This is a genomic window from Microcystis sp. M49636_WE2 (assembly GCF_030065375.1).
Lineage (GTDB): Bacteria > Cyanobacteriota > Cyanobacteriia > Cyanobacteriales > Microcystaceae > Microcystis > Microcystis aeruginosa_C.
In genome coordinates this window covers 1-13269 of record NZ_JASJFG010000930.1, presented here as the reverse complement: position 1 = coordinate 13269, position 13269 = coordinate 1, and the positions used below count along the sequence as shown (strand labels likewise).

The following is a 13269-nucleotide window of genomic DNA, read 5'->3' as shown; positions in this document are numbered from 1 at the left end:
GGTTAAATCGGCAATTAAGTTAAAGATAACAATTAAAATCCCATAGATAAAGGTAATCGCCATCACTACGGGGGTATCACTGCGGGAAATAGAATCAATTAATAAAGCACCGATACCCGGCACACGAAACACTTGTTCTGTAACTAAGGCCCCAGTAAAAATTGAGGGAATATCGAGAGCAATCAGGGTGACAACGGGGATTAAAGCATTGCGAACTATATGCTTAGTTAGGACAGAAAAATTAGTTAATCCCTTGGCTAAGGCAGTTTTAACGTACTCTTGGTGAATTTCTTCAGTTACGGAAGAACGCACGAAACGCATCAACATCGCCCCTTGATATAAGCTTAATACGGTTATGGGCATAATTGACTGTTTAACCTGCTCGACCAAACTATTAAAATCACGGATTTCTAGGGTACTGTTATAAAAAGATGGTAGCCAGTTTAACTGCACACTAAAGATAATAATTAATAATAATCCCGTCACAAAGGTGGGTAAAGAAAAGCCAAGTAGCGAAAAAGTAGAGATGATTTTGTCTAACCAAGAATAGCGCTTGACTGCTGAAATTACGCCCAAAGGAAAAGCGATTAAAACCCCGAAAATATAGGCAATACCGACAATCCAGAGGGTTGTGGGTAAACGCTGCCAAATGAGGGTAAAAACTGGGCTGCGACTGGTGAAAGAATAGCCCATATCTCCTTGAAGAAATGCTAACAACCACTTGACATAACGCACGGGAAGGGGTTGATCTAATCCGAGACTTTTGCGAATATTTTCTCGCACCGCTTCGGTGATAGCGGGATTAGCTGCAAATTCCCCCATCGGATCCCCCGGCGCTAGGGCCAAAATGCCAAAAACCACCATACTAATAGCTAAAAGAGTGGGAATCGAAAATAATAATCTTTTCAGAAAATATTTGAGCATTTATTTACTACGCTTCCAGTCCTTGATGTTCCAAGTATTTCTATCCCAGGGAGTTAATTTAAACCCCGACAAACTATTGCTAATTGCCACCACATCGGCACGATGAACTAGGGGAATAATCACAAAATTATTGATTAACATATCATTCATTTTAATTGCTATTTCTCTCCGTTTTTCTGGTTTTAATTCTTGACTAAAAGCTTGCCATAATTTATCGTATTCAGGATTACAATAACGAGCATAATTATCCCCGGCCCAACCATCAGCTTTTTGGGGAATTTCGCTACAGGTAAAGGTTTTAAAATAGGCTTTTGGATCGGGACTATTATTACCTGTAGTGTACATTTGTAGGTCAGCATAAAACTTTTCTACCGTGTCATCGTTAGCAGGATCGCTAGAAAAGAAAATACTGGCATCAATAGTTTTTAATTCTACTCCTACCCCGATCGCTTGTAAACTTTGTTTGATAATTTCTTGGGTTTTCTGACGGAGAGGATTGACAGTGGTTTGAAAAACTAATTTCATTTCTACCCCATTTTTATCCCTAGTGCCATCACCATTACTATCTTTCCATCCCGCATCATCTAGTAATTTATTAGCCTTTTCTAGATTAAATTCATAGCGAGTATTGGGAGAATTATATTCCGATGGCATCACAATAAAATTAGGAGTTGTTTTCCCAGTAATACCATAAAGCTGCGTGGCAATAGTATCTCTATCAACGGCTAAAGATAAAGCTTCTCTTACTTTCACATCACTCAAAAAAGGATGGGGAAACTTAATACTAGACCTCTCACCTTCAGGAGTAGCTTGATTAGGATCGCTCAGATTAAATAAAACTCGTTCAATCAAAGAACCGAAACTAGATATTAACTGACCCCGACCCGCTTTTTCTAAATCACTTAAAACCTTAGCCTCTACTTGCAAATTATAGGCATAATCTGCCTCCTGTGTCTGTAAAACCGCTCGTGCCGCAGAAGTTGCATCACCTCCTCCTTTTAATTCTATTCTTTGAAAACCTAATTTATCCGCTTCTCGAAAAAAAGAATTTGGTTCATAAACCGCCGTATCTCCCGGTTTAAATTCTACCACTTTATAGGGGCCAGTTCCCACCGGTAATAAATTAGCAGGGGCCTGGCGTGCCGTTTCATTGCTATACTTTTCATAGAGATGTGATGGTAAAATCATCCCTTCTGTCCCCACAAAAACTAATGACCAAGCGGGATTAACTTGCTTAAAAGTTATTTTAACTGTATGGGGATCGATCGCTTCCACAGTTTTAACTATTTCATAATTGCCGGCGCTAGTAGAACCAGTTTTCGGATTGGTAATAAAATTATAGGTAGCGATGACATCTTTGGCAGTAAAAGGAGTACCATCTGACCATTTAATATCTTTTTTTAGCTTCCATGTCACCGATTTACCATCCCGGGCAACTCCCCCATTTTCAATAGTAGGAATTTCTGCCGCTAAAAAAGGAACTAATTCCCCTTTTTCATCGAAACTAGCCAAAGGTTCTAAGGTAATGCGACTCGCTTCTGAGTCTTTGAATCCCGTGGAGAGATGGGGATTTAAAATCGTCGGCGCTTGCCAATATAAAAGTTTTAAAGTTTCTGAATTATTATTTTCCGTTGCCGGAGGATTATTAGCTGTTTGTTGACGACAAGCACTAAAAAGCAGCGTACAACTAAGGGATAAAATTAACAGGGGCAAGAAAAGCGATCGCTTAAACATTTTTAATGACAATCAATAATTCAACAGGGTGACTTAGGTGATTCCCTACCCCACCAATAACAAGTTATCAGACATTGAGTCTTGATCTCGATCGATTAATTGATTATTTGCCTTTATCCATTCCTAGTCAAGTTAAATCGTTCGTGCCATAATAGCGGGCCTGTACTAGACAATAAAATTCTAGGCACGGCGACGAAAATGCTTATGACCTTATTTCATCAGGGTGCGACAGCAGCGGAAATCGTTAATCGTTACCCATCACTAAATCTAGCTGACGTTTACGCCACGATCGCTTTTTACCTCAAGCACCAATCGGAAGTAGAATCCTACTTGCAACAGCGACAACAGCAAGCACAGGAGATTCGGGTAATCAATCAAGGGAGATTTGACCCCCAGGGATTGCGGGATCGCTTTCTTGCGCGTAAAGCAGCGCGGCAAGCATGATCAAGCTTCTGGTTGATGAGAACTTTGATAATACTTAACTGGTGCGTTACGGCGGATTACTAATTTTGGTTTTTCATTCCAAGGTGATCACCGCCTAACGCACCCTACAAAATTGCTTTTGCATGAGTAGAAAACGGGTTTCTCGGAGAAACCCGTTTTCTGTGCGTTACTCAAGGGATTTAGTGCGATCGCCGATCTTGTAGGGTGCGTTAATGAAATGTAACGCACCTTATCTAATGTTCAAAATCCGTGCGTTACGCTAACGCTAACACAGGCTACATCATATCGATCGCAAAGATAAATAATTGATAAGCGATCGGCGCATAACACATCATTGGAGCGGACAATATTAGAGTAGTTTACGCTTAGTTGAACGGAATCTCTTGCTGCTCAATTAAGCCGTTATGTTTCATTCGGAGCGCTAGCCTAAGTGGAATTTGTTTACGCAGATGAATTGAAGCGCTCCTTCTCGGTGCGAGGGCATTTCTATGACGTAGAAATCGCCGGAAAAGTGTTTCCGTGCCGAAGCGTTTTGGAAATTATCGCCAATGCCGGAGATTCTGAAGCCACAGGGGTGCCGGACGCGGTAGTGATAATGATGAATCCGGGTTCTTCTAGGCCACTCGATATAAGTTACATTCCAAAATGCTACTCAGTGAGCGATGTACTTGATGGCGGATGGTCGAGGGAACTGATTCCAGCCAGGCCAGATAACGCGCAGTACCAACTGATGCGCCTGATGTTGCTAAAGAGGTGGAAGCACGTCAGGGTTCTCAACCTATCAGATCTCAGAAACGGAAACAGCGGCAGCTTTTCAGTGGATTTTGAGGATGCTCAGAAGCGTGACCCCTCCAGTCCCCATAGCATTATCCATCCCAAGCGGCTCGGCGGGCTTCAACGTGATTGTGCGGGAAGTTCTCGCATAGTTGCAGCATGGGGTTCTACTGAAGTACTTCGAAATGCTGCTATTGCATTCTTATCCGAAATCCCTGGGGTGCAGGGGCTACAGTTGGACTACCCTTGGTACCGCTATCCCAGTCCATATAGAAAAGATCAGAAGATCGATTGGTTAATCAGTGCCTTCGATAAACTTGAAACATAACACTTCGTTCCAGGGGCCGCTGCGCGATAAAGCTGCGCAGCGCCCCTGAACTCGAACGTTATGCTGAAACGATACGCCCGTTAAAGTTATCTATTTTTAGACAAGTTTAAGCAAGCAAAAGTTATCGGTTTCGTTGATGAGTTCCGAGAGATTGTCGGCGATCGCAAAGATAAATAATTGATAAGCGATCGGCGCATAACACATCATTGGAGCGGACAATATTAGAGTAGTTTACGCTTAGTTGAACGGAATCTCTTGCTGCTCAATTAAGCCGTTAGGCGGCTTCACATCCCGTGTGCCTCATACTCACAGTTAGCCGTAGGGTACGTTCCCTAATGTGGCTCCCACTGCTCCACTAGCAGTAGGCTAATCTGGCTAACACGCTTTTGGGCGTGATATACGGAAAGTTTCCGTTTAGCTAAATCCCCGGCAATCCCTGTACTGTTCTCTCCTATCAACCAGCAATTTAAAATCGTGATAGCTTAGGAACTAAACGCGATTAACGTTACGCTCACAATAAAGAAAACTGTATAGAGGAGTTCCTATGACAACTCGTGATACTGCGATCGCCAAATTGCACCAACTCTCCGAGCCACTCTTGCAAGAGGTGAGTGACTTCATTGATTGTATTATCCACAAACATCAAGCTAAACCTGATACCAGCCAAACTGCTGAAAAAATTGTCGAGAGATGGTCACAATGGTTTGAGACGGTGGATCATTTAGACGTAACGCCACTTCAACCAGTCAGCAACTATCAGCAACTCCTGCTCAAAAAATATCGGCAACAAGGACTAGATCTATGATCCTGTGCGATGCCGGAGTCCTACTTTGTCTTGTAGATCGAACTCAGTCTCAGCATAACGCCTATAAAAACGCAGTCCTCCGATTAGAAACGCCCCTTTTAACAACTTGGTCATGCCTGACCGAAGCCATGTACCTTGCGCTGCATCGGGGTGGTTGGCAAATGCAAAAACAACTGGGACAGCTTCTTTTAGACAAACTGCTGGTGGTTTACGATATTCAGGAAAGTGATTACAGTCGTTTGTTGGCATTGATGGAGCAATACCGTGATCGCCCCATGGACTTGGCGGATGCAACCCTGGTCTTGGTAGCTGAAAAGACAGGATATCGGCAAATTCTCACAATCGATTCAGATTTCCTGTTTTATCGGATTACAAACAAAGAAAGCTTTGATATCATTCAAGTGTAATGATCGAAGACCTGCTTCCAACGGCGTATAACTCCACCGTTAGACTGCTCCCACTGTCAGTATGATCGCAATCTTGTAGGGTGCGTTCCCTAATGTGGCTCCTACCGCTCCACTAGCAGTAGGCTAATCTGGATAACACGCTTTTGGGCGTGATATACGGAAAAGTTACAGCAAAAAAGGAGGTTTATTATGGCTGAATGACTAGCAGTTGATGTTTCGAGAACTTACGAATCTGGTATGCTTGGCAAGTGAGGAGACGATAAATTTCCTTGCACTGGAGCAAGAATAACACGGGTGGAATTCCACAAAGAGGTTTCCAAACACCGTATTACTCCCTTTGATGATGGCATAGGACGGGGTGACGCTCACACAAATGATACTGAACTGCCAGATGTTGGAGTTCACTACTGGCTAGATGCAGGAACGAGGCTGAAATACATTTTGAAGGTCTGGGTTGAGGATTAAGGATTTTGTGAATCAGTCGTTGGGGGGCGTTGGTTCCCCTTGCTTTTTTTGTGCGCTACTATGGAATTAAATGATTAAAAGCTAAGACTGCTATGGCACTGGCATCGAATGGACAAACAGCTATAATCCGCACAGAGCGAGGGCTTACAATTGCGGATACTCGTATTACTCTGTATGACGTAATCGATTATCTCAAAGCTCAGTATCCACCCAAGTTTATTCGTGATGCCTTCAATCTTACAGATGCTCAGATTCATGCTGCCCTTTCCTACATTGAAACACATCGAACAGAAGTGGAAGCAGAGTATCAGGAGATTTTAAAGACTGCCGCAGAAACTAAACAATTTTGGGAAGAGAGGAATCGCGAACGTTTTGCTCGGATCGCTGCTACTCCTCCTCGTCCAGGCTATGAAGCGGTTAGAGCTAAACTTCAGGAACGGAGAGCAAAGCGGGAAGCGAAGAAGCAATGATTGTTCTGGCTGATTACAACTTGAATCGGCAGGCAATTCTGATCTCTGGAAGTCTTGTTGTTAGCGGGTTATTAGATCTCGCTCTAATTCGGTTGAGGACATTTGAAGACGTTGGCTTACCCGCAGACAGCAATGATCGAGTAGTTTGGAGATTTGCCCAAACCAACGGGATGCTCTTACTTACGGCAAACCGGAATGCGAAGGGTGAAGACTCGTTGGAACAAGTAATGCGTGAAGAAAATCAACCGACTTCATTTCCGATCATTACGATTGGCGATCCGGATAGGGTCAATGAATCTGACTATCGAGAACGCTGCGTTGAAAGGCTTGTAGAAATTGTGATCGATATCCAAGACTATATGGGGGCTGGTCGGTTGTTTATTCCATAAGGTGATTGGCGCATCATATCTGTTGGTGACAAGGCATAACAACCCCAATGCACACCGACCGACGAAAGCTAATCAGTTATGATGCAAAGTCTATCTGCGACGGGTGATTGGGAACGTTAGACTGCTCCCACTGTCAGTGTGATCGCCGATCTTGTAGGGTGCGTTCCCTAATGTGGCTCCTACCGCTCCACTAGCAGTAGGCTAATCTGGCTAACACGCTTTTGGGTGTGATATACGGAAAGTTTCCGTATAATCAATAGTCCAGTAGTCGTAACGCACCACCCACGAGATATATTAAAAATAGTAGGCGTTATTTTTTTATCGTTGGGTTGTAACCAGTAACGTTATGGGTTACACTTAATGGATGATAGTCAGTTTCAAGCATCGAGGACTAGAGCAGTTCTTTGAGTCGGGAACCACCCGAGGCATTCAGGCAAATCATGCCCAACGAATTCGGCTGATTCTGGCTCGTCTCAGTGCTGCAACTTCACCGCAAGACATGAACTTACCCGGGTTGGTACTTCATCAACTGGCAGGGCAACGTAAAGGAACCTGGACGGTGAGAGTATCTGGAAACTGGCGGATCACTTTCACCTTTGACGGTGTTGATGCTTGTGATGTCGATCTTGAGGACTACCACTGATGAAAATGCATAATCCACCACATCCTGGTGAAGTTCTTAAAGAACTTTGTCTCGAACCTTTGAATCTGACTGTGACTGAGGCTGCTGAAGCATTGGGTGTAAGTCGAAAAACCCTATCTGCCATCTTAAATGGTAGGGCAGGTATTAGCCCCGAAATGGCAATTCGCTTAGGGAAAGCTTTCGATACATCTCCTGAAAGTTGGCTCAATCAGCAAATGCAATACGATCTATGGCAAGCAGAGCAGACAATTGGCAATATCAAAGTCAAACGGCTATCAGTTGTCTAACCAGGGTTTGCAGCCGACGGACTCAACACCCCAGTGCGATGCCGAAGGCACTGCATAGCAGATCCCCATCGCTGTAGAGTGCGTTCCCTAATGTGGCTCCTACTGCTCCACTAGCAGTAGGCTAATCTGGCTAACACGCTTTTGGGCGTGATATTCTGTGTTTGTATTCCAACACTTCGTTAATCGATAGCTATATAGAACCCAGCCAATGAGTATGAGTGAATCCAACGAGTTTGACATCACAACGCCAGAAAAACGGCATAAAGCGCTTACCTTCTTGTCGCAGAATAGTTAGCTTGCAATGGTGCCTTTGGCGCTTCCAGTAGCACTTGTTTTGGACGGTATTTCCCTTCTTACATCAGGTGCTAACGAAAAAGAGATTGCAGAACAAAGAAAAGTAGCGATCGACATTATTCGAGCAGGAAAAGAAAATGGTGTTGATGAAATAGAGATTACAATGTCTCAGAAAGCTGGTGTTGGTCTATCTTCAGACGTTGATGGTGTCCCAATTGAGTTTATTGTTGGTGCTTCAGGTACAATGAAGCTAAAGGTAAAATACAAGTAGTGGGTGATGGCGAAACTCTACTATCGTGGCATGGCAGAGCAAAACGACAGACCCAAAATTGGTCGTAGTGCCAGATTATTAGGGGTTAGACCTAATATCGATATAAACATTCAGCAAATGCCAGTAGGTTGCCTAGATGAACAAAGCTATTTGTTACCAGAGCCACAGCGTAAGTTGCATGGCGATCTTGTAACGGTTGCCATTAGGGACACAAAGGGAATGTCTGTTGCCCTATCCATTGAAGGTTTACCAGCATTTCGCAAACCTGCCAGTTTTGGTGGAACTGGCAAAGACCCTTTATGGCAAATTGACGATAGCCATATCACAGGGGATTTACAGGCTGTCCAAGATAGCCCGACTCACGTTAGCATCATGCCAAGAGTTACAATGGCTCTAGAAAAGTACGAGGCAGCATTGGCAAACACCCAAAAATATTGGGAAAAGGTTGATTAGTGGCATACACACAATGGGAGGCTATCAAAATGGCATGGATATTTAGTCTATCGGCAGAATGTGGTTCGGATGAGAGCAACGCCTATAAATTTGCTCAGCATTTTGAGGGAATATCATGGTTGCTGTCAACTGGTCGCCATTGCCAGTGTCACACAGATATATTCCAAGATATAGAAGAAAATTGGTGGTGTCGTGTTTCACCAAGTAATCTTAGCGAAGTGGGAATAGACAGCCCTGAAAGTGCATATTCAATGACAGAGTTAGGTATCTTACTATATCAGTCCCTACGATTTGCTCCCCCATTCCGTTATGCACTGGTTGGTGTTGAAGTCGATGAATTTAGAACTTACAGCGAGCTTATCGAAGAATCATCTAACTTATCTATCCCAGGACTGGTTTTAGCAAAACCACTCGAACAAGAGCTAGGAATATTGTCAGTATTGCGCCCCTTTAGTTCTAGTTATGTTTGGCAACCCTACGCAGGAGAAGTCTACAATCCGCTTATGGTATCCCAAAACTTAAAAAATAAGCTTAATGAACTGCTTAAGTTAACCTCACAAGCGAAGACGGCATAACTAGACCGTTACACTGCTCCCACTGTCAGTACGATCCCCATCGCTGTAGGGTGCGTTCCCTAATGTGGCTCCTACTGCCCCACCAATAGATTTTTGGGGAACGCACCATGCTAGAGGATTATAAAAATATTTGCCGTCGCACTCCAGCCTATCGTGGCTGAGTTCAACCGTTATCGAGAAAAATAATTAAATCCCGTCAAATTCCCCTAAAAATTTCACCTCTGGTTCTAACCAGAGGGACCAGCGATCGAACACTTGTTCCTGCACATGGCGAATTAAACGCAGAATATCCGAGGCTTTTGCTGAACCAATATTCAGGATAAAATTAGCGTGTAATTCTGATACTTGCGCCCCACCAATTTGATAACCTTTTAATCCCATTCCCTCAATTAAAGCCCCGGCAAATTGCGGTTTAGGATTGCGGAAAACACTACCACAACTAGGACGATCATAGGGTTGGGTATTTTTGCGATGGCGTAAATTATGGGTAGTAATTGCCATTATTTCCTCGCGATTATCGGTAGCTTCTAACTGAAATGTAGCTTCGATAACTAAACGTTGATCCCCTTGCAGAGAAGAACTGCGATAACTATAATTTAAATCTTCTTTGCTTAAAGTTTCTAACTGACCATCGGGATTTAATACCAGCGCCCGCACTAATCGATCCGCCACACAGGAGGTGTGCGCCCCCGCATTCATGACCACAGCACCCCCCACCGTACCGGGGATACCCACCGCCCATTCTAAGCCCCTCCAGCCCCGTTTTGCCGCTCTCCAAGCTATTTTTGGCAGGGGTTCCCCCGCCGCTGCTGTAATCGTAGCAGTTTCGGCATCAAAACAACTCGATCGCAGATGACGAGTATTGAGGACAAGTCCGGGTAAACCTCGATCGCTGATTAGTAAATTTGAACCAGCCCCCAAAACAGTCAAGGGTAAATCTTGCGATTGCCACCAAGCGAACAATTCTCTTAATTCCTCTAGATTAACTGGTTCGGCATACCATTGCGCTCTTCCCCCCACCCGGTAGGAAGTGAAATCAGCTAGAGAAACAGAGGATTTAATCATAGGGTTTTAGGGGTTGGGAATTATAAATTATGAATTATAAATTATGAATTGGGGGTTGGGGAGATGGGGAGCAGAGGAGCAGGGAGCGAGAAGCGGGGAGAATAAATAAAAATAATCTCCTGACTCCTGAATCCTGTCTCCTGAATCCTGACTCCTATACTCTAACTGCTAATTGTTCGCGGTAAAGAGAGAGCATTTCGGGGATAACTTGATTGAGATTGCCGGCGCCGAGGAACAGGGCTAGATCCCCTGGTTGGAGAATTTCTAGCAGGAATTGACCTAAAGAACTCAATTCAGGGTGATAGTAGGCGTTTTTATGGTGTTTTCTCACCTGTTCGACCACTTGCTGCCCCGTGACGTGATTGATATTCACTTCCCCGGCACTATAAATATCGGTTAAGACTACCACATCGGCGGAACTGAAAGCGGAGCCGAATTCCTCTAAAAAGGCAGTGGTGCGACTGTAGCGATGGGGTTGGAAAACGGCGATCGAACGTTGGTACTGTTTGCCTTCTACCTTTAATTTTGCCGCCGCTAACGTGGCCAACAATTCGCTAGGATGATGGGCATAATCATCGATAAAAGTGATGCCGTTTGCCTCTCCCTTGTGTTCAAAACGGCGTTTTGCCCCGGCAAAAGTAGCGATCGCATCGGCAATAACGGCAAATTCTAAACCGAGATAACGTCCGATGGCCACCACTGCCAAAGCATTACTGATATTATGTTGCCCGGGGATTTTCACTTCCATTTGTCCCAGATAACTGCCTTTTTCCCAGACGGAAGCTTTCATCATTCCCTGTTCATAGATAATCTCGCTGACGGTGTAATCGGCACCTTTTTCGGGATCGAGACTATAACTGATTGTCGGACGGAAATGCTCGGCGATCGTGTCACAATCTAAACAAGCGACTAAAATCTGGCACTGATGGGCGAATTCATGGAAAGTATCGATAACTTCGCTTAAATTATGGTAATGATCTGGGTGATCTAGCTCAATATTAGTGATTACGCCGATTTTCGGGGCGTGCTTGGTTAGGGAACCATCGGACTCATCGGCCTCTGCCACTAAAAAACGACCTTGACCAAGACGAGCGTTACCTTCCCAAGCGTCCACCTCACCACCGACAATGATCGTGGGATCTAATCCCGCTTCTAACAAAACGTAACCGATTAGGCTGCTAGTGGTGGTTTTGCCGTGGGTGCCAGCGACGGCGATACTGTCGTAATCAGCGATTAAAGCCGCTAAAACGTCGCTACGGTGAAAAATTGGGTATCCTAAGTCTCTGGCCGCTTGATATTCCTTGTTATGGTCATTAATCGCCGTGGAGCAGATTACTTGCGGAACTGTTTGGCTACTGTTTTGAGGGCCAGGAGAATGAAATAAAGCTAAATTATTTGCCTCTTGACGGTGGAAAATCTGCGCTCCCGCTCCCTGTAGCCGTTGGGTGATATGAGTAGGACGTAAATCGGAGCCAGACACGGGTAAATTGCGTTTGGCTAAGATATAAGCGAGGGCTGACATCCCAATACCGCCAATACCGATAAAATGGAAAGGTTGGCCGTTAAAATTAACTTTTTTCACTGTTTTCACTCCTCAAACCCACGATTATATAAGTTTTAAACTCGATCGGTAGTAAAGTCAACTTCATGATAGGGGCATTTGAGCAGAATTCCAAAATGTTGCCCAGTCACCTTGCAAAATCCTTGACGCAGAATTAAATTTTTTTCTCCCAATTCCTTTTTTTACCGAGCTTTGCCAAACGTCCCAAAAATCGGTAAAACCCTATACCCCACAGGCTGCCCCCACGAACCTAATTAGGGCAGCCATTCCAGTAAAATTCCCACGGAGCTATCTTTACGAGCGCGGGAATTTTGGGCTTGAATATCGGCGGCTAAACGTAAATTAGAGGTAATCGCATAACCAACCGAAAGAGTAGTCAATCCCACCTCGTTATCACCACCGGGGGAGATAAAACTCTGACTGACGGTGATATCTGCCGCCCCCGTGCGAGAAAGGGCTAATTTGAGCTTTAATCCTAAGTTAAGCCCATCGGTGCTGTAATTTCCCGTTTGAATGTAACGATAGCCCACCATAGGAGCTAGATTGACATAATCACCCACAGGGAGGAGATAGTATTGTAAATTTGCTCCTATTGCCGTCCTTTTGCCGTTAAAAACCGTCTGATAATCGCCGCTTAGGGTTAAACTGGTTTGACCGAAAAACACATCTTCTACCCCCAAAATCACGCCACTGGAATTATCGCTAGAAGGAAACTCTGCATATCCCAAGCGGATACGCGTGCGAAAACTGGGATCGCGGCGAATATCTTCGGCGATATCGGGTATTTTTTCTAACCAACGCTCTAAAACCGGGCTTTCTTGCCGAATTTTCGGATCTAAGTCTAAATCCGTTTCTGCCCACACAGCACCACTCGCCCCCCATAATAAACTAAGAGCGATCGCATTTACAGAACAGCAAGAGAGCTTAAACATGATCTGCATTATAATCAAAAAAGATTCAGATTCCCCGCTATTCTTGAGAGGACGGGGGGCAGTAGGAGCACCAATAGTGGTTAGAATATTAAAACTTTCGCAATTAAGTAGCGCGGAACGGGCAAAACTTCAGAAAAGAGCCGAGTTAGATATTGATAACGCCCTCAAAGTCGCTCAAACGGTCATAGAAACCATCCGCGAACGGGGAGATGCCGGCGTTGTGGACTATGTGCGGCGTTTTGACTACGAGGGTGCGACGGTAGAAAATATCAAAGTCAGCGAGGCAGAATTTGAGCGGGCTTTTCATTTAATTGAACCGGAAGTAAAAACTGCCATTGAACAGGCTTTCCGGAATATTCAAGAGGTACATCGTCGCCAAATGCCGGAAGAAACACTACTGGCAGAAATTGAAACCGGTGTCTTTGCCGGCGAAAAAATCTCTCCTATC

General features: G+C 44.4%; 18 protein-coding genes. 12 read left to right on the top strand and 6 right to left on the bottom strand.

What is annotated here, in order from left to right:
- Together PX484_RS21340 and PX484_RS21335 are read right to left on the bottom strand one after the other, a co-directional pair.
- On the bottom strand, positions 1 to 924 hold a 924-nt coding region (locus PX484_RS21340; RefSeq protein ID WP_288105414.1), incomplete at its 3' end, for an ABC transporter permease.
- The gene (locus PX484_RS21335; protein ID WP_288105412.1) at positions 925 to 2658 is read right to left on the bottom strand and encodes a peptide ABC transporter substrate-binding protein; all 1734 of its coding nucleotides are present in this window, start codon (positions 2656 to 2658) and stop codon (positions 925 to 927) included. It lies immediately after the preceding gene.
- Positions 2659 to 2862: 204 nt separating this feature from the next.
- Between PX484_RS21335 and PX484_RS21330 the strand changes: the two genes are divergently transcribed.
- On the top strand, positions 2863 to 3102 hold the full coding sequence (locus PX484_RS21330) for a DUF433 domain-containing protein (protein WP_287767353.1): 240 nt from the start codon (positions 2863 to 2865) through the stop codon (positions 3100 to 3102).
- A 430-nt stretch (positions 3103 to 3532) separates the two neighbouring features.
- Positions 3533 to 4204 (top strand): hypothetical protein, encoded by a 672-nt coding sequence (locus PX484_RS21325; protein ID WP_016514528.1) that lies wholly within the window; start codon positions 3533 to 3535, stop codon positions 4202 to 4204.
- A gap of 96 nt (positions 4205 to 4300) precedes the next feature.
- Here PX484_RS21325 and PX484_RS21320 read toward each other — a convergent pair whose 3' ends face one another.
- A complete protein-coding gene (locus PX484_RS21320; protein ID WP_288057221.1) occupies positions 4301 to 4423 on the bottom strand; it encodes a hypothetical protein in 123 nt (40 codons plus the stop codon).
- 325 nt (positions 4424 to 4748) lie between these two features.
- Between PX484_RS21320 and PX484_RS21315 the strand changes: the two genes are divergently transcribed.
- The 9 genes from PX484_RS21315 to PX484_RS21275 all read left to right on the top strand — a co-directional run bounded on the left by PX484_RS21315 (position 4749) and on the right by PX484_RS21275 (position 9263).
- The gene (locus tag PX484_RS21315; RefSeq protein WP_002736321.1) at positions 4749 to 5009 is read left to right on the top strand and encodes a hypothetical protein; all 261 of its coding nucleotides are present in this window, start codon (positions 4749 to 4751) and stop codon (positions 5007 to 5009) included.
- On the top strand, positions 5006 to 5416 hold the full coding sequence (locus PX484_RS21310; RefSeq protein WP_002803249.1) for a type II toxin-antitoxin system VapC family toxin: 411 nt from the start codon (positions 5006 to 5008) through the stop codon (positions 5414 to 5416). The genes PX484_RS21315 and PX484_RS21310 overlap by 4 nt, the downstream gene beginning before the upstream one ends.
- A gap of 557 nt (positions 5417 to 5973) precedes the next feature.
- Complete coding sequence (locus PX484_RS21305; RefSeq protein WP_287767351.1) at positions 5974 to 6351, top strand: DUF433 domain-containing protein; 378 nt, start codon at positions 5974 to 5976, stop codon at positions 6349 to 6351.
- Entirely contained in the window at positions 6348 to 6740 is a 393-nt protein-coding gene (locus PX484_RS21300) for a hypothetical protein (protein ID WP_002791850.1), read from the top strand. The genes PX484_RS21305 and PX484_RS21300 overlap by 4 nt, the downstream gene beginning before the upstream one ends.
- A gap of 364 nt (positions 6741 to 7104) precedes the next feature.
- Positions 7105 to 7383, top strand: a complete 279-nt coding sequence (locus PX484_RS21295; protein WP_002791849.1) for a type II toxin-antitoxin system RelE/ParE family toxin — start codon at positions 7105 to 7107, stop codon at positions 7381 to 7383.
- Positions 7383 to 7670, top strand: coding sequence for a HigA family addiction module antitoxin (locus PX484_RS21290; RefSeq protein ID WP_002767514.1), 288 nt, complete (start codon positions 7383 to 7385; stop codon positions 7668 to 7670). Before PX484_RS21295 ends, PX484_RS21290 begins: the two co-directional genes overlap by 1 nt.
- A 301-nt stretch (positions 7671 to 7971) precedes the next feature.
- On the top strand, positions 7972 to 8235 hold the full coding sequence (locus tag PX484_RS21285; RefSeq protein ID WP_079208077.1) for a KH domain-containing protein: 264 nt from the start codon (positions 7972 to 7974) through the stop codon (positions 8233 to 8235).
- A gap of 6 nt (positions 8236 to 8241) precedes the next feature.
- Complete coding sequence (locus tag PX484_RS21280; protein ID WP_002799046.1) at positions 8242 to 8688, top strand: Tse2 family ADP-ribosyltransferase toxin; 447 nt, start codon at positions 8242 to 8244, stop codon at positions 8686 to 8688.
- A gap of 29 nt (positions 8689 to 8717) precedes the next feature.
- Positions 8718 to 9263, top strand: coding sequence for a hypothetical protein (locus tag PX484_RS21275; protein WP_002791843.1), 546 nt, complete (start codon positions 8718 to 8720; stop codon positions 9261 to 9263).
- Between the two features lie 186 nt (positions 9264 to 9449).
- Here the strand turns inward: PX484_RS21275 and murB are convergent, their stop codons facing one another.
- The 3 genes from murB to PX484_RS21260 form a co-directional block, all read right to left on the bottom strand.
- Entirely contained in the window at positions 9450 to 10328 is an 879-nt protein-coding gene (gene murB, locus PX484_RS21270; protein ID WP_287670394.1) for a UDP-N-acetylmuramate dehydrogenase, read from the bottom strand.
- Positions 10329 to 10482: 154 nt separating this feature from the next.
- Entirely contained in the window at positions 10483 to 11910 is a 1428-nt protein-coding gene (gene murC / locus PX484_RS21265) for a UDP-N-acetylmuramate--L-alanine ligase (protein WP_287670396.1), read from the bottom strand.
- 233 nt (positions 11911 to 12143) lie between these two features.
- Positions 12144 to 12830 carry a hypothetical protein gene (locus PX484_RS21260; protein ID WP_002803262.1) on the bottom strand — a complete coding sequence of 229 codons (687 nt, stop codon included), beginning with the start codon at positions 12828 to 12830 and terminating at the stop codon, positions 12144 to 12146.
- A 67-nt stretch (positions 12831 to 12897) separates the two neighbouring features.
- Between PX484_RS21260 and PX484_RS21255 the strand changes: the two genes are divergently transcribed.
- On the top strand, positions 12898 to 13269 hold a 372-nt coding region (locus PX484_RS21255; RefSeq protein ID WP_288105407.1), incomplete at its 3' end, for a histidinol dehydrogenase.

What these genes read in the sequence shown, in the direction of transcription:
- PX484_RS21335 (WP_288105412.1), bottom strand. Translation starts at nt 2,658, where the DNA reads ATGTTTAAGCGATCGCTTTTCTTGCCCCTGTTAATTTTATCCCTTAGT.
- PX484_RS21330 (WP_287767353.1), top strand. Translation starts at nt 2,863, where the DNA reads ATGACCTTATTTCATCAGGGTGCGACAGCAGCGGAAATCGTTAATCGT.
- PX484_RS21315 (WP_002736321.1), top strand. Translation starts at nt 4,749, where the DNA reads ATGACAACTCGTGATACTGCGATCGCCAAATTGCACCAACTCTCCGAG.
- PX484_RS21310 (WP_002803249.1), top strand. Translation starts at nt 5,006, where the DNA reads ATGATCCTGTGCGATGCCGGAGTCCTACTTTGTCTTGTAGATCGAACT.
- PX484_RS21305 (WP_287767351.1), top strand. Translation starts at nt 5,974, where the DNA reads ATGGCACTGGCATCGAATGGACAAACAGCTATAATCCGCACAGAGCGA.
- PX484_RS21300 (WP_002791850.1), top strand. Translation starts at nt 6,348, where the DNA reads ATGATTGTTCTGGCTGATTACAACTTGAATCGGCAGGCAATTCTGATC.
- PX484_RS21295 (WP_002791849.1), top strand. Translation starts at nt 7,105, where the DNA reads ATGATAGTCAGTTTCAAGCATCGAGGACTAGAGCAGTTCTTTGAGTCG.
- PX484_RS21290 (WP_002767514.1), top strand. Translation starts at nt 7,383, where the DNA reads ATGAAAATGCATAATCCACCACATCCTGGTGAAGTTCTTAAAGAACTT.
- PX484_RS21285 (WP_079208077.1), top strand. Translation starts at nt 7,972, where the DNA reads ATGGTGCCTTTGGCGCTTCCAGTAGCACTTGTTTTGGACGGTATTTCC.
- PX484_RS21280 (WP_002799046.1), top strand. Translation starts at nt 8,242, where the DNA reads ATGGCGAAACTCTACTATCGTGGCATGGCAGAGCAAAACGACAGACCC.
- PX484_RS21275 (WP_002791843.1), top strand. Translation starts at nt 8,718, where the DNA reads ATGGCATGGATATTTAGTCTATCGGCAGAATGTGGTTCGGATGAGAGC.
- murB (WP_287670394.1), bottom strand. Translation starts at nt 10,328, where the DNA reads ATGATTAAATCCTCTGTTTCTCTAGCTGATTTCACTTCCTACCGGGTG.
- PX484_RS21260 (WP_002803262.1), bottom strand. Translation starts at nt 12,830, where the DNA reads ATGCAGATCATGTTTAAGCTCTCTTGCTGTTCTGTAAATGCGATCGCT.